Origin of the sequence: Chitinophaga silvatica, assembly GCF_003419895.1 — a bacterium.
In the GTDB taxonomy this organism is placed as follows: domain Bacteria; phylum Bacteroidota; class Bacteroidia; order Chitinophagales; family Chitinophagaceae; genus Chitinophaga; species Chitinophaga silvatica.
In genome coordinates this window covers 313,660-335,985 of the sequence record NZ_QPMM01000010.1, presented here as the reverse complement: position 1 = coordinate 335,985, position 22,326 = coordinate 313,660, and the positions used below count along the sequence as shown (strand labels likewise).

The 22,326-nt window shown below is 39.5% G+C and carries 18 protein-coding genes; 13 read left to right on the top strand and 5 right to left on the bottom strand.

Going from position 1 to position 22,326, the window contains the following annotated elements; translation table 11 throughout:
* Positions 1-8: 8 nt before the first annotated feature.
* The gene (locus tag DVR12_RS19260; protein WP_116977417.1) at positions 9-3,140 is read right to left on the bottom strand and encodes a SusC/RagA family TonB-linked outer membrane protein; all 3,132 of its coding nucleotides are present in this window, start codon (positions 3,138-3,140) and stop codon (positions 9-11) included.
* Between the two features lie 615 nt (positions 3,141-3,755).
* Between DVR12_RS19260 and DVR12_RS19255 the strand changes: the two genes are divergently transcribed.
* On the top strand, positions 3,756-5,849 hold the full coding sequence (locus tag DVR12_RS19255; RefSeq protein ID WP_116977416.1) for a M48 family metalloprotease: 2,094 nt from the start codon (positions 3,756-3,758) through the stop codon (positions 5,847-5,849).
* On the opposite strand, the gene DVR12_RS19250 is transcribed toward DVR12_RS19255, so the two are convergent.
* The 4 genes from DVR12_RS19250 to DVR12_RS19235 all read right to left on the bottom strand — a co-directional run bounded on the left by DVR12_RS19250 (position 5,840) and on the right by DVR12_RS19235 (position 8,002).
* Entirely contained in the window at positions 5,840-6,247 is a 408-nt protein-coding gene (locus tag DVR12_RS19250) for a DUF2255 family protein (protein ID WP_158563306.1), read from the bottom strand. The two genes, DVR12_RS19255 and DVR12_RS19250, sit on opposite strands and share 10 nt — an antisense overlap.
* 63 nt (positions 6,248-6,310) lie before the next feature.
* On the bottom strand, positions 6,311-6,835 hold the full coding sequence (locus DVR12_RS19245) for a hypothetical protein (protein ID WP_116977414.1): 525 nt from the start codon (positions 6,833-6,835) through the stop codon (positions 6,311-6,313).
* Between the two features lie 143 nt (positions 6,836-6,978).
* Positions 6,979-7,530 carry a hypothetical protein gene (locus DVR12_RS19240; RefSeq protein ID WP_116977413.1) on the bottom strand — a complete coding sequence of 184 codons (552 nt, stop codon included), beginning with the start codon at positions 7,528-7,530 and terminating at the stop codon, positions 6,979-6,981.
* Positions 7,517-8,002: an RNA polymerase sigma factor gene (locus DVR12_RS19235; RefSeq protein ID WP_116977490.1), complete on the bottom strand. Its 486-nt coding sequence runs from the start codon at positions 8,000-8,002 to the stop codon at positions 7,517-7,519. Before DVR12_RS19235 ends, DVR12_RS19240 begins: the two co-directional genes overlap by 14 nt.
* Before the next feature lie 164 nt (positions 8,003-8,166).
* Here DVR12_RS19235 and DVR12_RS19230 point away from each other — a divergent pair, with 164 nt between their 5' ends.
* From DVR12_RS19230 to DVR12_RS19175, 12 genes are all read left to right on the top strand, one after another.
* On the top strand, positions 8,167-10,257 hold the full coding sequence (locus DVR12_RS19230) for a TonB-dependent receptor plug domain-containing protein (RefSeq protein WP_116977412.1): 2,091 nt from the start codon (positions 8,167-8,169) through the stop codon (positions 10,255-10,257).
* Positions 10,258-10,268: 11 nt separating this feature from the next.
* Positions 10,269-10,853: an HmuY family protein gene (locus DVR12_RS19225; protein ID WP_116977411.1), complete on the top strand. Its 585-nt coding sequence runs from the start codon at positions 10,269-10,271 to the stop codon at positions 10,851-10,853.
* A 9-nt stretch (positions 10,854-10,862) separates the two neighbouring features.
* Positions 10,863-11,804, top strand: a complete 942-nt coding sequence (locus DVR12_RS19220; RefSeq protein ID WP_116977410.1) for a DUF6607 family protein — start codon at positions 10,863-10,865, stop codon at positions 11,802-11,804.
* 133 nt (positions 11,805-11,937) lie between these two features.
* A complete protein-coding gene (locus tag DVR12_RS19215; protein WP_116977409.1) occupies positions 11,938-12,483 on the top strand; it encodes a hypothetical protein in 546 nt (181 codons plus the stop codon).
* A 356-nt stretch (positions 12,484-12,839) separates the two neighbouring features.
* Positions 12,840-13,823, top strand: coding sequence for a formylglycine-generating enzyme family protein (locus tag DVR12_RS19210; RefSeq protein ID WP_233522427.1), 984 nt, complete (start codon positions 12,840-12,842; stop codon positions 13,821-13,823).
* A 64-nt stretch (positions 13,824-13,887) separates the two neighbouring features.
* Positions 13,888-14,130, top strand: coding sequence for an Ada metal-binding domain-containing protein (locus tag DVR12_RS19205; protein WP_116977408.1), 243 nt, complete (start codon positions 13,888-13,890; stop codon positions 14,128-14,130).
* Between the two features lie 4 nt (positions 14,131-14,134).
* Positions 14,135-14,839, top strand: a complete 705-nt coding sequence (locus DVR12_RS19200) for a 2OG-Fe(II) oxygenase (protein WP_116977407.1) — start codon at positions 14,135-14,137, stop codon at positions 14,837-14,839.
* 116 nt (positions 14,840-14,955) lie between these two features.
* Positions 14,956-15,501, top strand: a complete 546-nt coding sequence (locus tag DVR12_RS19195) for an RNA polymerase sigma factor (RefSeq protein ID WP_116977406.1) — start codon at positions 14,956-14,958, stop codon at positions 15,499-15,501.
* Positions 15,502-15,612: 111 nt separating this feature from the next.
* A complete protein-coding gene (locus DVR12_RS19190) occupies positions 15,613-16,578 on the top strand; it encodes a FecR family protein (RefSeq protein WP_116977405.1) in 966 nt (321 codons plus the stop codon).
* 210 nt (positions 16,579-16,788) lie between these two features.
* Entirely contained in the window at positions 16,789-20,193 is a 3,405-nt protein-coding gene (locus tag DVR12_RS19185) for a SusC/RagA family TonB-linked outer membrane protein (protein ID WP_158563305.1), read from the top strand.
* 17 nt (positions 20,194-20,210) lie between these two features.
* On the top strand, positions 20,211-21,587 hold the full coding sequence (locus tag DVR12_RS19180) for a RagB/SusD family nutrient uptake outer membrane protein (protein WP_116977403.1): 1,377 nt from the start codon (positions 20,211-20,213) through the stop codon (positions 21,585-21,587).
* Positions 21,588-21,598: 11 nt separating this feature from the next.
* Positions 21,599-22,297 carry a DUF4843 domain-containing protein gene (locus DVR12_RS19175; protein WP_116977402.1) on the top strand — a complete coding sequence of 233 codons (699 nt, stop codon included), beginning with the start codon at positions 21,599-21,601 and terminating at the stop codon, positions 22,295-22,297.
* Positions 22,298-22,326: the final 29 nt, after the last annotated feature.

Below are 22,326 nucleotides of genomic sequence, written 5' to 3'. Positions count from 1 at the left end.
TGATCATTTTAGAAATTAACATTTAAACCTACTGTGACAGTACGACCATTACCTAACGTATTACGATCCACACCCTGTCCGGAAGCATTGTTACCATTTGAAGAAACCTCAGGGTCAGGACCCGGATATTTAGTCACAATAGCGAGGTTATTACCTCTTACATATACTTTAGCACCTGTTAAATGCAATGGTTTTACTGCAGTTTCAGGGATTACATAGGTTAATCCAACTGATCTTAATTTCAGGAAGTCGCCTTTAAATACGTTAGCAGCTATTGCGAAGGAAGAACCATTAGAGATGTTATCGCCATTCACTACTCTAGGGATATCAGTGATATCATTAGGTTTCTGCCATCTTTTCAGCACATCAATACTGTTATTCCAATAACGTTGGTCTTTCATCCCGGCGTAGCTACCATAATAAACATAGAAGCCGGTTTGGTAGGTAAGTAATACATTCAGTTCAAAGTTTTTGTAGCGGAAAGTATTTTCAAAACCACCCAATACTTTAGGATTGGTATTTTTGTAGGCTACTGCATCTTTTGTTCCAACAGGAGAAGCTATTTTACCATCAGCATATTTGTATTTGTCTTGTGCTGCCGGATCGAAATAAACATCTTCACCTGCTGCGTTAACAAATATTCTTCTTCCTGTTAGAGGGTCAACTCCTTTGGTTAATACAACGTAAATCATACCAGCAGGATATCCTACCTTGTTTACACTTGTTTGTTCCAGTGAACTGGTTACAAAAGGAATAGATGTTAATTCGCTTCCTGATAATTCTGTGATTTGATTTTTGTTGAATGCTATATTGAAGGAAGTATTCCAGGAGAATGCTTTCTTATTGATAGCTGCAAAGTTGACATTGAATTCCCATCCTTTGTTATACATTTTACCAACGTTAACAGGGATAGTTGAAGTAGTGTTAGTGTGAGGAATACCGGCAGACGGGGCCTGAGGTACTTGTAAGATCAATCCATCGATATTATTATAGTAATATCCTAATTCACCTGTAAGCCTGTTGTTCAGGAGGCCGAAGGCCAAACCTACATCAGTTTTCTTACTAACTTCCCAACCAAGGTTAGGGTTACCGGACTGATAATAGTAAATAGCCGGATCACCACCATAAGGAACAGGGCGATACAAGGAAAGTGCATCATAATCACCTAACCCGGCAAGGTTACCAACTTTACCATGGCTGGCTCTTAGTTTCAAACCACTGAATACTTCGCTCAACTTACTGTCGGCCCAGAATTGTTCTTTAGTGATTTCCCAACCGGCAGAGAAGCCGTAGAAAATACCTTTTTTATTGTTCTCTCCGAAAGCAGAGAATTGATCCTGGCGCACATTTGCTGATACATAGTATTTTTCCCTGTAGTTATAGTTTACACGGGCAAATGAAGACAGTAAATAGTTTTGACGGCGTAGTAAGTCTGAAGAGTAATCGTTTATCCATCCACCTTCAGTATTGTTGAAGTAGCTATCGGCCTGGTTGGTACGTTGTAAACCATATCGTTCGCGTTGATCACGTTGTTGTTCACCTCCAATCAGCACATTGATGGAATGATAATTAAAAGTTTTATCAAATTGCGCGGTGTTGGTCCAGATCCATCTCTTATAATCGCTGTGGATGCTGTTGGCCATACCATTAGACGCTGCATTGTCGCCACTTATCGCATTTTCAAAGATGTCGTTATTCATAAAGATATAATCGCCACCATAAGTAGTACGAAGTGTTAACCATTCCCATGGTTTAAGCTCTGCATAAACATTAGCCTGGATGTGATTCGACTCTACATTGGAACGATCCAAATCCAGCAATACTTTAGGGTTATAGATACCGGTTTGAAGTACGTTGTCTCCACCGCCGATATAACCATCGTCTACGTTGTAGGAACCATCGTTGTTATAGGGAGCAACGATTGGAGAGGTCAGAAATGCCAATCTGGCCAACCCACCGGAAGCAAAGGCTTCTCCTTCCAATGAACCGGAAGCACCGGAAATGAGACTGTTTTCATTAGAGTAGGATAATTTACCACCGATAGATAATGCCTTACCCAGCCGTTGATTCAGGTTCAACATGATGTTTTTCCTGATGAAATCATTTTGTCTGAGGATCCCTTGTTGTTTAGTGTATCCTGCAGAAAGGTAATAGTTGGAAATTTCTGTACCTCCGCTGATATTAACATTATGACTCTGTGAAACGGCTTGTTTACGATATACAACATCCATCCATTTTGTGTCTACAGTATCGCCCTTTGCGTCGAGAGTTGGAACATAGGTATTGGCATTACCTGCATTTTTCAATCCTTCGTTTTTCATTTCCAGATATTGTCTGGCATTTAGGAGTTTAGGTAAACGATTAGGACTGCTGATACCTACCCAACCGTCGTAAGAAATACGAGGACGACCCGGGCGGCCTTTTTTAGTAGTAACGAATACTACGCCATTTGCTGCACGGCTACCATAGATCGCTGTAGCGGCAGCATCTTTACCGATATCGATAGACTCGATATCTTCCGGGTTGATGCTGGATAATGGGTTTAATGGGGCGCTGGTAGAACCAACATCACCTGTGAAAGTAGGTACTCCATCAATTACAATTAATGGATACGCACTTAAGGAAAGTGAGTTAGTACCACGAATACGAAATACCGGAGGATTGTTTACAACTCCGTTCGGTACTGTAATCTGAACACCAGCAGCACGACCACCAAGTCCTGCTTCAAAGCTCTGTACTGGCAATGTAGCAACAGTAGCACCTTTTACAGAAGTAATACTACCAGTAACTTCTGTTCTTCTTTGGGTACCATATCCAACAACTACTACTTCTGATATGGCTTTAGTATCCGGAATTAATTTGATGCTACCCAGGTTGTCGCTGGTAATTTGAAGCACTTTCTCTTCATACCCAACAAATGAAACACGTAAAGTTTTGGTTTCGGTAGTCACTGATAAGCTAAATATTCCTTTTGCATCAGTAACAGTACCGGATTTACCGCCAGGTATGCTAATTGTTACACCTGGTAATGGGGAGCCACTCTCATCTGAGACTTTTCCCGTAACGGTACGATGGGTTTGTGCCAGCACGGAAGTTACTAGACATAACATGCTGACCACCACGAGTAATGATTTCCTCATGTAGTTCTGATTTTGGTTTATTAGATAATAGTTACCTTCCCCTGAAATGATTGGCCATAGCCATCCTTCAGAGATTGAGTTAGGTTGTTTTAGTTTTGATTAACGGTGTCAGATTTTGGTTACAATCGTTGGCCGATTGTTGTAATAGTTTTAGATTTTGTTATTGAAAAAATACGCCGTTGGCTCACGCGTGTATAGCTAACATAAACTCCGATTTTTTAAAGTAGAACGATACTGGGTCGATTTTGGTCAGGTCTCAATTCAGCAAACAGTTAGATTCAGTATTTAGTAAAGCAAAAAACCCGTGCGATTCATAAGCAAGCGAATACACACGATACTAATGTAGTTAAAAAAAAGTTATCTTTTTGTACTACGGTTCTGGGTGGATGTTAATGTTGTATCTATCAAAATTAAATTATTTGATTTATAATAATTTATATATTAAATAGTAGTCATAAAATTTTTTTATGCCGCATAACAAAGTTTTCGTCTTAGTATAACCCTAAGCATATAACTTGTGGTTTTTATTAATCAATTCAGTACTGCAATTCTATTGCATCAGAATTTTAGATTAATTTGTAACAGTATAATGATTACCTATACCAACTTAACCCGATGGAGAATTTTAATTTTTATCCACCTAATCCGGTCTCTGTAGATAGAAACCTGGTGAAGCCTGGCAGTAGCTTTCAAAAGGAAGTAGTAAAGATCATAGGGTCATTATTGCTGTTTTGTATCGTATATGCATTATTATTACTAACCGCAATGGCAGTAGCCGCCGGGTTTATTGCTCTTGGAGTTGGCGTACTCTCATTAAGTCTGCATCTGATGATGATACTGCTCGCCCTTTCACTCATGGGCGTTGGTGTTTTTATTATAATATTCCTCTTTAAGTTTGTATTCACCAGCCTGAAAGATCAAAAAGCGGATCGTATAGAAATCTTCGAGGAACAACATCCCAACCTTTTTGAATTCCTTAAAAGATTAACTAAAGATACCAACACGCCAATGCCTAAACATGTATTCATTTCCTCCGGCGTAAATGCTTGCGTGTTTTATGATAGTAGTATCCTTAGTTTGATATTTCCCGTAAAAAAGAACCTTGAAATCGGACTGGGGTTGGTAAATTCTCTCAACCTAAGCGAATTTAAACAGGTATTGGCTCATGAATTCGGGCATTTCTCACAGCGTAGTATGAAGTTCGGTAGCTATGTGTATATGATGAATCACATCATCTACAACATGCTGTTCCAGAACCAGGGATATGTTCGGATGCTCAACTTCCTGCAGAATATTCATAGCATATTTTCATTAACTACGCATCTGATAATCTGGATAGTTAAAATAATCCAATCCATCCTTCAGAAAATGTATAAACACCTGAATCTCTCCCATAGGCGCTTATCAAGAGAAATGGAATTTCATGCAGATGCCATATCAGCCGCTGTTACAGGCAGTGATGCCGCTATCTCAGCCTTAAGGAGAATAGAGTTCTCAAACATAAGAATGGAACATTGCTTCAGAAAGGTCAACAGACTGGCGGAAAAAAAGGTAGCATTGCTGAATGTATATGATCTGCAGCGTAGAACAGCCATTATTACCGCTACCCAGCATGGAATGGAGCTGGAGGAAGGACTACCCCGTTTAATTGATTCTGAGTTGCCAGGTGCCGCAAAAACCCGTGTGCAGTATACCGACCTCTGGGCAAGTCACCCAACCGATGCTGAAAGGGAAGCACGATACGTAAAAGCCAATGTTATCAATATTACCGATAAACGCCTGGCCTGGGTACTCTTCAATAACCAACAAGCCGTAGAAGAGGAAATGACCAGACACTATATTTCAATCACCACCGAAACAGAGATAGAGTCGGTTGTTGACAGCACAGAATTGGAAAAGGAACTAAGTGATGCCTATAAAAGATATGCCTCCCCTCTTTTATTTGGTGGGTATTTCGATAACAGATCATTTTCAATGATTGATACCACGAAAGAAGAAGAACAACAACTTCCTGCATTTACTTCGTTTTATAATAATCAACAAATCGAAAAACTAAATCGCCATTTACAAAACAAATATGATCTGCATTTTTTGGAAGCTATTGCCGAGAAACAAGTAGCAGTAGAATATTTTAAAGTAGATGATCAGGAATACAAGATCAATGAAATACAACCTGTAATAGAGCAACTGGCACTTGAGGTACAGGAAGGGGATATATGGCTACAAGAACAGGATCAGATTGCCTATCAGCTGAATTTATCTGTAGCATCCAATGCAGCTGAGCAATTGGCAATCATGGCCTCTTATGAAAATGTACTGAGCATTCAGGAAAAAGATGAACAGATAAAAGTATTGGCATTTGTAATCAAACGTAAGGTAGAAGAACTTTGTAGCCTCGAGGGATGGCCTTTGGATGAACTTATAAATCAGCTCATGATCCTGAAGAATAGCGAAAAGGAGTTGAAGGCTATTTTAGAGCAGCTCGTAGGCCAGAAAGTTGTTCCCAAAGAAATGGATGAGGACTTTGAAGAGGATGTGTTAAATTACCTGAAAACCAACTATACATATCTGGCTAGTAGTACCTACATCGTAGAAGAATTACTTTCAACTTACGATATTGGTCAGAGAACATCCATTAATGTTGAAAAAGCTGTTATCCTGGCCCGTAAAGAATATCTGGATTGTATAAGTACGCTATGTCAGCAATAGACCAACTGCCTGGGCCTTAATTCTATAGTTCTTTCCCAGCGTGTTGGGTCAATCATCTGGTTAACATAATAGCTATCGTCTCCATGGTTGTATTTCCTGTTATAGGCCTGGTTAATGGCTGCAGTAAGAAGGGTATCCTGGTTGCCAACAATCAGTGCAGTAACGGGGATTATTTCGCCAAGGCAACATATATCTCCCAGTGGTATTTTCATGAAGGTGGTAAACCAACTCCGCTCTGAAAGCCGCCATGATCTGGCGAATACGCGTTCACCTATTGTAACCATCCAGATTTCAATAAATGTTTCATGTTTTTTACCAGCTCGGATACCTATCATTTCTTCAGAGGAAATGTAATTGAGAATATGGGTCGGAAAATGGGGGGTAGCATAATTTTCCATAACAAACAAGGTTTTCAATAAAAATTTCCCGCAATGGAAATAACTCATTGCGGGAAATTATGATTACTTGACAGCTTTACCATGCTCACTGTAAAACAGATGTTTAACAGTTTCGCCTTTTTGAATAGTTACCCGGTAATAAACCCTTTTATCAGATTCATTAATTAAACGGGTATACTTATCGGATTCTACTTTGTAGCCAGGGTATTTTTTATGAATGTCTTTTACTATGCCTTCAGGAAGTCGAACATTGTTGATGTTCTCTTGAGTTGAAATTCGTTTTCCTGATTTAGTGTATAAAGCATAATAAGTATTGCCATTCTCTTCAACACTTACAGAATAGTAGTCAGGTTTTTCTGCATTAGTGTTTTCATTGGAAGTCACCATCCAATCTTCTTCTGTAAACTCAGCGGGCACAGCAAAGTATTCTTTAACTCTTGCGTTTTTAAAATCCCTTTCGGCCGCGCCTGATACTTCTACAGGAACAACTTCTTTATCCACTCTTCTAAAATTGAAATTCTCAACATTCTGAGCCTTGCTGGTCCAGGCTCCTGCTACAATTGCACAAACGATTAGGAGTTTTTTCATATGAGGTCGTTTTGGATTATATAACAATGATATCTTCTTAACAATTATTACGCCTAGTAGTTGAGTGGAACTATGGGTTTTTATTGGAACATAAACGTGAATGTTTATAATTAGCAAAGGCAGGATATTCCTGCCTTTGCTAATTATTCTCCGTCTTCAAAATACTGTATATCATTTCTGATATTAATGATTCGTTTATACCAGGTTCTCTGAAACAAAATCAATTGTATAAAAAATATTACAACGAGCAGCATTAGAGAGATTAGCTTATTTGTTCCCCATATTATATTAGAAGTGCTGAATAGAATAAACCCGAACATAAAAGATATTCTTGTAACAATAGTGAGTATATAGAACCTGGATAAATTTCGTTTATAGGATTTCAGAGAAGTCCGGATATTACTTTCAGCACTTATATAGGAAGGTAGATTGAAGATTGTTAGTTGTTGAATAACATTCAGAAGAATTGTACCTGCGAAAATTATATTTATATATAAAGGCTTATCTTGTCCGTCGAGTGCTGTATAGTAAGTGATCAGAAATAATACTAAAAAGATTGATTCGATGGTAACCTGTAGTTTCGCATTACGAAGTACAGGATGAGTATTTGTTTTAAGCATATCATAAATTGATTTTGAAGAAAGATTTGGAGTGCTGATATTTTTCCAGTTATTGCGGAAGTCATTTGGTTCCATGATTAAGAATATTTTGAAGTTTAATTTTAATTCTGTTGATTTTTACTCCTACATTGTTTTCGCTTATTCCTAAAATACCTGCTATTTCCTTGTAACTAAAAGATTCGAGATATAAAGTGATAATGGTTTTTTCTCCGTCTGTTAGTTGTTGTAAAGCTTCTATGAATAAGGTTTCCTGGTTGGTGGAATCTGAATTTGAAAATTCAGACTCCGTATCGGGTATTTGATCTGTATACCTGATATCCGGTTTCTTTTTTCTAAAATCTGTAAGCGCAGTATTTATAGCTACTTTGTAAATCCATGTTTTAATCTGGGAGTTTCCTTTGAAGGAATGTTGTGATTTCCATAATTGATATATTATTTCCTGAAACAGATCTTCCTGATCTTGCCTCGATGGGCGGTAGACCCGGCATATCTTATACAGCATAGGCTGAAAAGTCTGAATCATTGTTAGAAATTGAGCTTCTTCCATGAAATCCTTTTTCTTATTAGTTGCAGAAAATAGAAAAAACTTACAACTCCCCATAAATTTTTAATAATTACAATTTCCGTATTGCGTAAATGAGTTTCCCGATTTGAGACGTAGACCTTGCAACGCGTTTATACTTTTGCTGCTCATTCAGTAGCATTTTTCGCATGAATAAATTTTTATTTTCCCTGTTTGCCTGTTTTGGGCAGGCCTGGGCATGCTTTGCCCAAACAGATACAAATAGCATCAATAAATCATTACAGGAGGTGGTAGTAACTGCCACACGTAACGAGCAGTTGTTAAATAAAGTGCCCGTACCTGTTACTATAATAAATAAACAACAGATTAAGGATATGGGCGCTGTGCTATTGTCGCAGGTCCTGTCTGAGCAAACTGGTTTATTTCTGTCGTCGAACCATGGAACAGGCATACAGATGCAGGGATTGGAATCTGAATATACCTTAATCTTACTGGACGGAGAACCTCTGATAGGCCGCACTGCCGGCACCTTTGACCTTTCCCGGATTGCTGTTGGCAATATAGAAAGGATAGAGATTATCAAAGGCCCTGTTTCCTCCCTCTACGGCAGTGATGCCCTGGCTGGTGTTATTAATATCATTACAAAAAACAGAGCGGAAAATGGTAGTACAACGCTTAGTGGCAGATATGGTAGTAACGGTACCTATAATGGTGATATTAATTCAGTAGTCCTAACACCAAAAAGTACCATCCAATCCAGTGCAAATTTATTGGGGAGTAATGGATATACGCTTGGAGATGATAAAACCAGTCCTACTATTGCTCCTTACCATGCTGCCACGCTGCAGGGCCGCTGGCAATATCAGATCAATAATCGCTGGCAAAGCAGTGTGTCGGGCAGGTGGTATAATCAACAATATAAAAGCTATTTCACAGATCAGGCAGGAAAAATAGATGATAAAGGGAAAGAGCAAGACATGAATGCCTCCTGGCAGTTGCGCTATCAGCAGTCAGAGAGATTTACCCAATTACTTCGCTTCTACTATTCGCGTTATCATACCGATGAAAATATGTGGTGGCAATCTTCTAAGGAGTTGTATGATGCAAGTTATTTTACCCAGCAATATTTTAAACCGGAATACCAGGCAGATCTGAAGATAGCAAAGTCTCATCTGCTTACTGCTGGTGGTGGATATGTAAGAGAAACCGTATCTGCAACCCGGTACGACGACCAAATGGCTTTCAATACCGGTTATCTCTTTATACAGGATGCCTGGCAACCTACAGAAAAATGGAATATAGTGCTGGGTGGACGATATGATATGCATAATCAGTATCCGTCTCAATTCAGCCCAAAATTGGCTCTATCCTACAATCTTTCTCCAACCTGGAGGATAATGGGATCTGTAGGCCGCGGATATAGAGCCCCGGATTTCCGACAGCTCTACCTGCACTTCAATAATGCGGCAGTAGGTTATACTGTTGCCGGTACCAAACTGGCTACTGAAATCATCAATGATCTTACCGCCAGGGGGCAAATAAAAAGATTGACAGTAGATCCTTCGCAGCTTAATTCCCTGAATGCCGAAAGATCCTGGGCTTTTAACGTTGCTGCACAGGGAAAGCTTGCAGAAAATGCAACTGCAAAAGTTAACCTGTTCTATAACAGTGTTAGCGATATGATCGACACAAGGGCTATTGCCGAAAAAACCAACGGACAATACGTATTTAGTTATGTAAACCTGCAACAGATTACTACTTGCGGAAGTGAAGTGGAGCTAAATTATTCTTTAAATCAGTGGATGTTGAGTGGTGGTTACCAGTACCTGAGAACAAAAGATAATGCCATATACGACCAGGTAAAGGCAGGCAAGGTTTATACAACTGATGAGAATACAAAAGAAACAAGAGTATTACGCCGCAATGAGTATTTCGGACTATTTAACCGATCCAGACATAATGCAAATCTCAAAATCGCTTGGACTTCCAGGAGCAGTGACTGGAACGCCAATGTAAGGGCCATTTATAGAAGTAAATATGGATTTACTGATGAAAACGGGAATAATGTACCTGATCTCAAAAGTGAATTCGTACCGGGATACCTGGTCACTAATTTGGCCCTTTCCAAACAATTCTTCGATAAGAGAATGCGGGTGCAGGGAACTGTCGAGAACTTATTCAATTACAGTGATTATAAACATATTCCAACAATGCCAGGTAGATTATACACTGTGGCTGTGTCATGGACAATTCAACATACTAATCAAATAAAACAATAATCCTAAATAACATGAAAACAACAATTCGCTTTGCCGGCCTACCGGTACTCTTTGTGCTGCTCTTAAGTGCCTGTAGTAAGAAAGATGATGAGAATACAACTCCTAAATCTACACTCGTTACAGTAACCGCTAAGAATATTGATGGCGATGCCGCAGATAAAGGTCATTTCACTTTATTTAGCCTGGCTGATAACAAAGTTATTCCAAATTCCGATTCCGCTACTACCAAGTGGGATATTGGTTTCAGATCTACCAATATTATAATAAATGGTGGAGTAAGCGGACCAGGTGCTGCAACTGCACAGGTAGTTTCCGGAATCTTTAATGATTTATTGGTCGCTCCGGAATCCGGTTATGTAGTAGATGGAACCACTTTGGCGATTGTAGACTGGTATACCTACAATAGAACTACTCATATTATTTCCCCTGTTCCGGGCAAATATATTGTGATGCGTACTGCTACCGGAAAATATGCAAAAGTTGAAGTTTTTAGCTACTATAAAGACGCTCCGACTACTCCTGATGGTAATTCAGTAGCTCGTAATTATAACTTCCGTTATCAATTACAGGCAAATGGAACAAGAGATTTTAAATAATTATTAATCATGAAGAAGATCACTACAATTAGTATTTTCCTTGCAGCACTGAGCATACAAGCTTCTGCCCAGGATAAAAACAAATTAAAGCAAGACAAGGATGCAATCAAAGCAATGTGTGGTTGCCAGGCTGTTACTTTTGAATATACCGAAACCTTTCCTACAGACACAAATTATAAACCTAAAGGCTATCATAAGATCAGCGATGCGGTTGAATATGTAACAGTTGCAGAAGAAAGCAACAAAAAGATTGTACTCCAACATCTGCTGGTAGCGGAAGGAGAAGTAATCAAGCATTGGACGGAAGACTGGGAGTATGAAAATCAGACCCTGCTGCAATACGACCAGGATAATAAATGGAAGAAAGTGCAATTACCTGCATCGCAGGTTAAAGGACAGTGGACTCAGAAAGTTTATGGTGTAGATGATGAACCTCGCTATGAAGGAACTGCTACCTGGATTCATGCAGATGGCCGCCATTATTGGGAAAGCGCTTCTGATGCACCATTGCCAAGAAGAGAATATACTACGCGTAAAGATTACAATGTGCTGCATAGAGTAAACCGACATGAGCTCACTGCTACCGGTTCCCTGCATATCCAGGATAATCTTAAAGTTGTGAGAGCTAATGGTACAGATAAACCAATTGTTGGTGAAAAAGGTGTGAATACCTACGACAGAACAGACGAAGGCAAATGCAGTAAAGCTATTGCATGGTGGGCAGAACATCAGGCTTTCTGGGCTTTAGTACGTAAGGCATGGCAACAGGTATATTCGACCAATGAAGGAATTGCGTTGCAAAGAACAGTGAATAATGAACCATTGTATAAGGCTATGTCTGCACTTGAAGAGAAATCTGCAACCAAAAAATTACAAGGTAATGAGCTGGAAAAAGAAATAGTCAAAACGGTACAACAGTTTGCTGCACCCCAAACATTCAGTGTCAGATAATCATAACCTATCCTTTGAAAGACCAAAAGGTTGTCTCTATTTAGTAGAGACAACCTTTTTGATATCAAAATAAATAGGAACAATCACCCGTCAATTACTGTTACAGATATAGGCGATCCAAATGCCTTAAGTCATGAAAAAGATGTTATTGTTATTGCTATTCCTGCCGTTATTTGGTTGGGCGCAAGACAGCAAATTGATCAATGGGTACGGGTATCTGATGTTACATGACAGCAAGTTTGGTGGTGGTGTTGTTGGTAATGTGAATTTATTAAATCAATATCTGGGAGCAGGACCGGGAGTGGAGATAACCTCATACAACGGACGTACTTTGGTACCTGTGTTTGCTGATGTAAAACTAAAGCATCGTTGGGGAATGGTTGAACCATTTCTTACCGGTCAATTTGGTTATAATGCCTATAATGCAACACGTACAGACCTCGTGGCTGCCACAGACGGTACTTCAAAGCCTATAACTTTTAACCAGTCTGGTAAATTCTTCTATGGTGCCGGCGGTGGTGTTTCTTTCCACCTGAAGAGCGTCGGAATTTTTGCTTCCTATATTTATAGAGGCTATAAATACAGTCGACCTACGTTGGTAGACGTCGATAATCAGGCTGTCAGGTTTGGTAGTCAGTCTGTCAGTGCCAACGTATTTATTATCGGTATTGTATTTTAATTTATTGTCAGATACAGATTTTATTTGTCTATTAAATTAGTAGACTATATATTTGTGCACCATAATCTACTTCGCCAACCATGAATCGCCGAATCTGTTTTATGATTTATTACTCGCAGATAGACTCTGCTTGCCTGAATAATCTGGCAACCGGAAAACAGCGTGAGAAGATTCTAGTGGAAAAAGGAAAGAGCTTGAAAAATGGATGATTCAGCCGAGGGATTTGTTGCTGGTCGATTTTTAGCAAAAAGAAAATCCGGAAAAGGCATTACAAGCATTTTATAATATCTTTCCGGAATCGAAAGCGCTCGATCAGAATAAACCAATGTATAGTAAAGTAAAAGGAAAAAACGACGGTGAATAAATATATCTATCTAAGCTGCATATTATTTTGTGCCTGCCATCAGCCAACAGCACCGGCTAATCAAACTACTGCCAATGAAACCAAAGAAAAGGAAATGGTTTGGATTCCGGGTGGCACCTTTGAAATGGGGTCAGATGAGTTTGAAGACAGTAAACCCGTTCACAGTGTTACTGTTAATGGCTTTTGGATGGATGAACACGAGGTTACAAATGCACAATTCGCCGAATTTGTTAAGGCAACCGGCTATATTACAGATGCGGAAAAGCCTTTGAAACCTGAGGATTATCCGGATGTTGATCCCGAAAAATTAAAGCCCGGATCAGCCGTATTTACTCCACCTACTCATCCGGTTTCCTTAGACAATCCTATGCTTTGGTGGGAATATGCCTATGGCGCCAATTGGAAACATCCTTTAGGTGCAACGAGCACAATTGAAGGAAAAGATAATGAACCAGTAGTACAGGTTAGTTACAACGATGCCCAGGCTTATGCCAGTTGGGCGGGTAAACGATTGCCCACAGAAGCCGAATGGGAGATAGCAGCCCGGCAGGGAAAACCTGCTACAATCTATTACTGGGGAGATTCTTTAAAACCAAAAGGTCAGTGGCCAGCCAATATTTTTCAGGGTGATTTTCCCTGGCAAAATACAGCAGAAGACGGATTCACAGGTGTGGCACCTGTAAAATCATTTCCTCCTAATGCATACGGACTATACGATATGGAAGGAAATGTTTGGGAATGGTGCGCTGATTTTTATCGTCCTGATTCGTATACAAAAAACGCTGAAATAAATCCTAAAGGTCCATCCTCCAGCTTTGATCCGGAAGAGCCCGGGGCTGTTAAAAGAGTGCAACGCGGAGGGTCTTTCCTGTGTAGCGACCAATATTGTATTCGTTATAAAGCAGGAAGCCGTGGAAAGGGTGAAGTCAGCAGCGGAGGCAATAATCTTGGATTCAGATGTGTAAAAGATAAATAGCAAGAATCGGGTTTATTACTTTACCATAGCCATCTAATTTTGTTGTAATTAAATGAATTGCAACATGTGGCAACATTCTGCATTAAGTGATCAATCACTGTTTAGCCTGATACATGCCGGCAGAATTACATTAGGAGGATATAGTCCTAATAAAATTTATGGATTATTATCCTGTAAGTCTGGCAAGCGAATGAAGAAGCAAAACAGGGTGTTCTTTGAAAACATAAATGCTGCTGTTGATGCGGGATATCGTCCTTGCGGGCACTGTATGAAGTTGGAATTCAAATTGTGGAAATCTAAACAGTAAACACATGAACCAGATACAACTTCCTTCCTATAATTGGGAAAGCATCTACGATCAATTACATCAGCAGGGATTTGCGATTGTAAAGCAGGTACTGAATCCTACCCAGTGTCAGGAACTGATAGCTGATTATGAGCAGGATCGGTATTACAGGAAAACCATTCATATGGAGCGTTACAGGTTTGGTTCCGGGGAATATAAATATTTCACCTATCCTTTACCATCGTTGCTTCAAACGCTGCGTACAAATATCTACAGTTACCTGGCTCCTGTAGCCAACCTTTGGATGAAGGCATTGCAAATACCTATTACATACCCTGATACGCATGAAGAGTTATTGAAGCTTTGCCAACAACAAGGACAAGTAAAACCTACAGTTCTGATATTGAAATACAAAGAGGGTGGATTTAATACCCTGCATCAGGATTTATATGGTGAGATTTATTTTCCATTGCAGATAGTATTTATGTTGAATCAGCCTGGAACAGATTATACAGGAGGTGAATTTGTTTTAACAGAACAAATACCAAGAGCACAATCAAAAGCAAATGTGCTCCAACCAGAGAGAGGTGATATGCTCATCTTTGCTACGAACTTCCGTCCGGCAAAGGGTACCAAAGGCTATTACCGTGTAGCAATGAAGCATGGAGTAAGTCCGTTGCACTCAGGAGACAGACATAGTTTAGGCATCATTTTTCATGATGCGCTCTGAGTTGGTATAGTTTTGAATAATTTCGCTGTGTATTTTTTTTACTGGTTTAATGTATTACCTTGTTCCGGCTTCAACAGCGTTTTTATTTAGCAATATACCAACCAACATAGAGGAATATGTATTTTCATGAAGCGCAATTTAATGAGTTGTTTTTGTCATATAAAGACAAGGTGTATGGCTTCATTTTATTGATGGTAAAAGATGCAGTTCATGCTGAAGAACTAACCCAGGAAGTATTTCTTAAACTATGGTTATGTAGGGATACGCTACAGGATGTAGTAAATCTCCAAGGCTATATATTTACGATAGCCAAACATAAAACTTTAAATCACCTGCGTAAGGTTGCCTACAATGAGCAGCTGCTGAAAGAACTTAGCGTACATATGAAACCGGTGGTCAATGATGTTGAAGAAACTGTCATAGCCAAAGAATATGTCCAGTTATTAAATGATGGACTTGCACAACTCTCTGTACAACAAAGAAAAATATATGAGATGAGCAGGCAGGGCGGGTTAACTCATGATCAAATCGCCGCCCAGTTGAATATATCACGTAATACAGTGAAAAATCATCTGGTTAAAAGTCTTGCCTTCCTACGCCAATATCTGCTCGAACATACTACTCATGCCAGTATCATACTTACTTTTCTACTGATGGCATAAGAGGAAATACCATATATTGATATATGGTATAAAAAAATATTTACCCTTCCTATAGTCCTATCCTTTATCTCATGTGTCCTTGTTGTTGTAAAGCAGCAATACTGCCTGAATATGAGAATAAAAATTCTGTTTAAGAAGTACCTGAACAACAATTGTACTCAGGAAGAACTTTCTGAGCTATTACATTTACTGGAAAATGAAGAACAGGCAAAGAGTCTGGACCCCGAATTAAGCAGTTTATGGAACATCCTGCCGCCGCAAAATAATAGTTGGCCGGTAGATTGGGAAAATATGCTTACCCAAATTAAACGGCCTAAACAAACCAGGATAATCAGGATAAGTAAATGGGCTGCCGGGATAGCCGCATCCCTGCTCCTGATAGCTGTAATCACCTGGCAAAACAATCATTCTTCCAACAAACCAACCTTACTCAGTGAAAAATCTGATACGCTTATTAAAGCATTGAAAGATAATCAATTCATTTACCTGCCGGATGGTAGTTCCGTTGTTCTTAATGCAGGTAGTTCCCTGCGATATGATAAGCGTAACTTCAGGGAAGTTTACCTGCTCGGAGAAGCATACTTTGATGTAAGACAGCATGCTAATAGCCCATTTCTTGTTCATACGGGTGGTTTAACTACCAAGGTATTGGGAACTTCCTTTAATATTCATGCATATCCAAATGATCATCAGATCAAAGTTACAGTGAGTTCGGGTAAGGTTCAGGTAAGTGGTGTGAAGCAGCAGACTTCAACTATTTTAACAGCAAATGAACAGGTAGTATTTGACAGGAATGCAGAAAGATTTAGTAAACAAGTGGTGGATGCAAGAAAAGAAATTACCTGGCGGCCGGCAGAATTAGTAATAGATGATCAGGCATTACCTGAACTCATGAGTTTCCTGGAAGCCAGATTCAGCTGCCATATTCAGTTGCAATCATCCAATCTTCAGCAGCAAAGAGTTTCTGCAACATTTAAAGATACCGACAGCCTGGAAGAAATATTGGAAGTTGTATGTAGTGTTACGGGCAGCAAATTCTCCAAAGAAAATAATATTTACATCATAAAAAATCAATAAAAATGAATACAGGTAACTGTTGCATTAAACCGCCTTAATACCTGCTATAAAGCACCAACATCCCGGCTGCAACCGAGATGTTGGCTAGTTTCAAATAGACAGGAATTTGTTATTTAAAACATATCAACCAAAAGTATGAAATTTTTTAGGTATAGGGAACTTGTATTCCTATATAGAGAAGCTGTTTTTTCTATTTGTAAAGCGGGGCTTATGAGATTGGGGTTTATAATAGCCATACTGGGATGTACTGCCCAGATATTATCAGCTAATTCAACCAAAGCACAAACTATCGATGCAACTACCATTCAGGTAAATGTCAGAAACCAACCACTTTTAGATGTTTTTAAGCAAATCGAATCGCAAACAACATTCAGATTCGCTTATAACAAAGCTCAACTTACTGCCGTTGCACCAGTAACATTTCAATCTAAAAATGCCAGCTTACGCACAGTGCTGGAAAGTTTATTAAACAAAACAGGACTGGGTTTCAGGCAGATCAACAACAAAGTTGTTATCTATCAGTTAACTTCTTCTTCTACTAAAATTTTTGCAGAAGAGGAAGAAGACAAGCCTGAAACACAGGCTGCACAAGACCAGGTATTACGCTATCAGGGAAAGGTCGTAGATGATCACTCCGGCGATCCGATCATTGGTGCTACTATCGTTTTGAAAGGCGCTACTCAGGGTGCTGTATCTAATACAAAAGGAGAATTTGTTATTGATGCTACTCCCGGTGCTGTACTTATTGTTTCTTCTTTAGGTTTCGAAAAGAAAGAAGTAACACTCAATGCCAATAATCTTAGGTTGATTGTACGATTGGGTGTTAGCGCTAAAACACTTACAGATGTGGTAGTAACGGGGTTATATAATCGTCCGTCACAGAATTTTACCGGAGCTGCTACTATTCTTACCCGGGAAAAACTTGGGAAAGTAAGTAATAATAATCTTTTAGCAGCTATAAGTACGCTCGACCCTTCTTTCCAGATCCCGGAGAATATTGCCAATGGTGCCAATCCTAATACCCTGCCTAATGTTCAGTTGAGAGGTGGAAATAGTATTGCCAACCCAACTGCCAATACAACCGATGTATTAGGGTATTCCAACAAGAATGTTAATACTCCACTCTTTATCCTGGATGGATTTGAAGTACCACTACAACGGATTTTCGACCTGGACATTAATCGTGTTGCAAAAGTAACCATCCTCAAAGATGCTGCCGCTACTTCTATTTATGGTTCTCGTGCGGCAAACGGAGTAGTAATTATGGAACTGATAGCTCCGCAGGATGGAAAATTGCGTATTTCAGTTAATAGCAATATGACTATTGAAACTCCTGATCTACGCGATTATGATTTGCTGAATGCCAGGGAAAAACTGGATCTGGAGCTAAAAGGAGGCATTTACAAGTCTTCTATAAACGAAGAACAGGAGAGACTTAATGTTTTATACGCAGCACGACTATCGGAAGTACAAAGAGGTATAAATACCTATTGGTTGTCGAAGCCCGTTCGTACAGGTGTTGGTACTAAACATAACGTATATATTGAAGGTGGTGGAAATAATGCATTGTATGGCGTAAGTCTGACCTACGATAAAAGAAATGGGGTAATGAAAGGGTCCGACAGGGAAAATATTCAGGCCAGTTCTTATTTGTCTTATCGCCTGAAGAATTTCCAATTCAGAAATGAAGTGACATTGGGTTTCAATAAAGCCAATAATTCACCTTATGGCACTTTTGACCAATATACTATTCTGAACCCATATTGGACACCTTATGATGCAAATGGAAAGATGAAGTATTATCTGGAAGATCTTTCCTATCAGAATGGCCAGCTCGGAAGTGGTAAGCTGCTGAATGGACGGGTGGTGAATCCGATGTATAACAGCAGTCTGGCTATCGTAGATCAGAACAGGTACAAGAACCTGATGAATAACCTCAATGTAGTCTGGCAGGCGACTTCCTGGTTACGGGTCAACGGACGTTTAAGCTTGCAACAACAATCAGATTTTTATGATAAATTTCTACCTCCTTCACATACCGATTTTGCAAGCCTGAATGCAGAAGATTATGCCAAGAAAGGTTCCTATAGCAGAACTAATGGAGATAGCAGATTGATTGATGGAAATTTTACTGCCGATTTGAATAAGACTATTGGCAAAAGTGTATTCTTTGGAACATTGGGTATGAACTTTCAGGATCAGCGAAATGAAGCTACCACCTTGGAAGCTACAGGATTTCCGAATGAAAGGTTAAATCGTTTCTTTAATGCAATTCAGTATAAAAAGGATTCCAAGCCAATGGGAATGGAAAGCAAAAGCAGATTGGCTGGTTACCTGGCAAACTTTAGCTATGCTTACGATAGCCGGTATCTCCTGGATATATCCTATCGCCTGGATGGTTCATCTCTTTTCGGTGCCGACAAGCGATTTGCAAATTTCTGGTCTGTAGGTGGTGGTTGGAATTTACATAAGGAGAAATTCTGGGCTTCCGGCACTAACGTGAATTTACTGAAACTGAGATACTCATTCGGCTATACCGGTTCTCAACGATTTGCCAGCTACCTGGCACTAACTACCGGTCAGTATTATCAGGTGCCCTATAACGGACAGTATGGTGTTTATCTCCTTGGTTACGGAAACCCTGATCTGGCATGGCAGCAAACTCAAAAGCATAACTGGGGAACAGATATTACACTGTTCAATAAACTGAATATCAGTGCAAACTATTTCATCGAAAAAACACAGGGTGCATTAGCTACCGTGAATACTGCTCCATCAACTGGGTTTAATTCTTACCAGGAGAACCTGGGGGATCTTACAAACAAAGGATGGGAAGCATATATCAACTATACTATTCTATCCAACAAAAGAAATAATATCAATGTATTTCTAAACCTGTTTTCAGCTGAAGGAAAATATACAAGATTATCCAACTCTCTGGAAGAACTGAATAAAAGAGCTGATACATCCAAATCTACAGTTCCCCTGATCAGATATGCTGAAGGAATGTCGCCAACTGCTATTTGGGCTGTAAGATCCAAAGGGATCGATCCGTCTAATGGCCGTGAGATCTTTATTACCCGTGATGGTAAGGAAACTAATACCTATAGCACGGCCGATCAGGTAGTGGTGGGTGATAGCAGAGCAAAGCTGGAAGGTACTTTTGGAGTAAACTACGAATTGAAAGGAATAGGATTCAATGCCTATTTCAGATTCAGATATGGGGGGCAGACTTATAACCAAACCCTGGCCGACCGGGTGGAGAATGTAAGCCTGAGGCAGAATGTAGACCGCCGGGTATATACTCAGCGATGGCAGAAACCAGGTGATCATACCTTTTTTAAAGGAATCACAGACCCTGAAGGCTATACCGTAAATGCAGGTCCAACCTATCCTACATCCAGATTTGTACAGGATTATAGTTATCTCAGTGCAGAAAGTATTTCTGTTTACTATCGATTCAGTGATACGTTCAACAAACGGTATGGAGTAAGTAATACTAAGATCTCCCTGTATACCGGTCAGTTGTTCAGAATGAGCACTGTAAAACAGGAGAGAGGCTTGGCTTATCCATATAGTCAAACATTTACGTTCCTGTTTCAAACGTCCTTCTAATTCATAAGCTATTTTATATGAGGAGCAAAGTTTTATTATTGATTTTCATAAGTCTGAGTTTCGCATCCTGTAAGAAATGGCTGGATGTAAAACCTACTGCACAGATGTCTGAAAGTGAGCTGTTTTCTAATGAACAGGGATTCAGAGATGTGATGCGGGGTGTTTATACCAAAGCAGCTCAACGTAAGTTATATGGAGAGATGCTTACAGTGTCTTTAATGGATGTATTGGCACGCCGGTATGATAATGTGTTGACTAATACCTTTCATGATTTCTATCCTGCTGCTACATTTAACTACAGTGAAACAAGCATGCAAACAAATATCTCTGCCATCTGGTCTGAAATGTATGGGGGTATTGCACAGCTTAATTTGTTATTAAAGCATATAGACGGAGCTAAGCAACTCTTTGCTTCAGAGCAATCGTTTCAAAGGCTTAAGGGTGAAGCGCTGGGAATGCGTGCCTTTTTGCATTTCGATTTGCTAAGAATGTTTGCTGCTTCTTATACTGCTGATGCAAATGCAAAAGCTATTCCTTATGTGAAAGATTTCAGTGTAAAGCCCTCTGCCAGTCTTACTACTACCCAGGTTATTGATAACTGTATCAGTGATCTGAAGTCGGCGGAAGAGGTCTTGAAAAATGATTCAACAACAGGGGATAGTTATAACTTCAGCTTATGGGCAATCAGAGCAACAATGGCAAGAGTTTATCTCTATAAGGGAGATGCTTCCAACGCATTGAGCTATGCAGATAAAGTGATAAGTAGTACCCTGTTCAGATTTGTATCTGCCGCCGAGATTAATGCCAGCAAGCCTTTCCGGGTATTGCCATCCGAATGTATTTTCTCGCTTTATTCATATGATCTTAATGCCACATCAGATACTTACTTCACTCCTACAGCGAATGGAGCAACTCTTCCTAATTATCATTATCTGTTTCTCACAGAAGCAAAGTTGAACAGTATTTATGAAACAAATGTACAGGGATATGGGGCTGATCCAAGAGTTAAGTTATGGTGGGAACTGGAGGCGGGATCTACTACCCGTTTTCTGGCGAAGTTCAGAAAAGTAGATAATGTTATTCAGTATCGCATGCCTGTAATCCGCCTTTCTGAAATGTATTTAATAGCAGCAGAAGCGGCAACGGATGTAGCTACGGCCAAAAAATACTTAGATGGATTTAGAGTTACAGGTCGTTACCTTCCTGCGTTTACAGGTACTACTATAGAAGATGTAAATGCCGTTATAGCTAAGGAATATGCAAAGGAATATTTTGGAGAAGGACAGTTGTTCTACTACTATAAGCGTAAGAATATCACTATTCCGGGTGCCGGTATTTCCGGAAATGCACTGTTTGTATTTCCAATGCCACAGAATGAAATTGAATTCAGATAAGACTTATCAACATGAAATCATTAATTTATATACTAACCACATTCTTATTACTACTACATTTTAGCAGTTGCAAACAGGATAAGGATCTGCTGATGTATCAAAATGATCCGGGTATTTATTTCTATTCAAGAACGAATTCCAGACCTGGTGATTCTATCATCTATAATTTTATTCTTGCACCACTGGAGCAAATAAAAGACACTGTTTACCTGCCATTGAGAATTATGGGAGATCCTGCAACGTATGATAGAGCAGTACAGTTATTGGTAGCAGATAGTTCCACTGCCAAAGAAGGGGTAGACTTTACTTTTGGGCCAAAGATTGTAAGAGCCGGACATTTTACAGATTCTATACAGGTATACGTTTTACGCAAAAGTGAAATGCAAACACAAGTGAAACGGCTGTATGTAGTAATTCAGCAATCGAAAGATTTTAAGCCGGGATACGACGATTTTCGCAAGTTCACTGTTGCAATAACAGACCAGGTATTACCTCCTACATGGACATACTCCCTGAATGTAACATTTGGTGCTTTCTCCATGGTGAAATTCAGGTTTATGGTAACTACCCTTAAACGAACAAATTATGCGGGCATATTACCGTCTGAAATGGCTGCTATGGCCTCGAAGTGTAAAGTAGCATTGGCCGAATATGAAGAAACAAACGGCCCTCTGCTGGATGAAAATGGTATAAGGATAGTTTTTCCTTAACCTATTGATTTATCAATATCAACCGATCG

Excerpts from the sequence above, each read along its gene's own strand:
- DVR12_RS19260 (WP_116977417.1), bottom strand. The coding sequence starts at position 3,140 with ATGAGGAAATCATTACTCGTGGTGGTCAGCATGTTATGTCTAGTAACT.
- DVR12_RS19255 (WP_116977416.1), top strand. The coding sequence starts at position 3,756 with ATGGAGAATTTTAATTTTTATCCACCTAATCCGGTCTCTGTAGATAGA.
- DVR12_RS19250 (WP_158563306.1), bottom strand. The coding sequence starts at position 6,247 with ATGGAAAATTATGCTACCCCCCATTTTCCGACCCATATTCTCAATTAC.
- DVR12_RS19245 (WP_116977414.1), bottom strand. The coding sequence starts at position 6,835 with ATGAAAAAACTCCTAATCGTTTGTGCAATTGTAGCAGGAGCCTGGACC.
- DVR12_RS19240 (WP_116977413.1), bottom strand. The coding sequence starts at position 7,530 with ATGGAACCAAATGACTTCCGCAATAACTGGAAAAATATCAGCACTCCA.
- DVR12_RS19235 (WP_116977490.1), bottom strand. The coding sequence starts at position 8,002 with ATGGAAGAAGCTCAATTTCTAACAATGATTCAGACTTTTCAGCCTATG.
- DVR12_RS19230 (WP_116977412.1), top strand. The coding sequence starts at position 8,167 with ATGAATAAATTTTTATTTTCCCTGTTTGCCTGTTTTGGGCAGGCCTGG.
- DVR12_RS19225 (WP_116977411.1), top strand. The coding sequence starts at position 10,269 with ATGAAAACAACAATTCGCTTTGCCGGCCTACCGGTACTCTTTGTGCTG.
- DVR12_RS19220 (WP_116977410.1), top strand. The coding sequence starts at position 10,863 with ATGAAGAAGATCACTACAATTAGTATTTTCCTTGCAGCACTGAGCATA.
- DVR12_RS19215 (WP_116977409.1), top strand. The coding sequence starts at position 11,938 with ATGAAAAAGATGTTATTGTTATTGCTATTCCTGCCGTTATTTGGTTGG.
- DVR12_RS19205 (WP_116977408.1), top strand. The coding sequence starts at position 13,888 with ATGTGGCAACATTCTGCATTAAGTGATCAATCACTGTTTAGCCTGATA.
- DVR12_RS19200 (WP_116977407.1), top strand. The coding sequence starts at position 14,135 with ATGAACCAGATACAACTTCCTTCCTATAATTGGGAAAGCATCTACGAT.
- DVR12_RS19195 (WP_116977406.1), top strand. The coding sequence starts at position 14,956 with ATGTATTTTCATGAAGCGCAATTTAATGAGTTGTTTTTGTCATATAAA.
- DVR12_RS19190 (WP_116977405.1), top strand. The coding sequence starts at position 15,613 with ATGAGAATAAAAATTCTGTTTAAGAAGTACCTGAACAACAATTGTACT.
- DVR12_RS19185 (WP_158563305.1), top strand. The coding sequence starts at position 16,789 with ATGAGATTGGGGTTTATAATAGCCATACTGGGATGTACTGCCCAGATA.
- DVR12_RS19180 (WP_116977403.1), top strand. The coding sequence starts at position 20,211 with ATGAGGAGCAAAGTTTTATTATTGATTTTCATAAGTCTGAGTTTCGCA.
- DVR12_RS19175 (WP_116977402.1), top strand. The coding sequence starts at position 21,599 with ATGAAATCATTAATTTATATACTAACCACATTCTTATTACTACTACAT.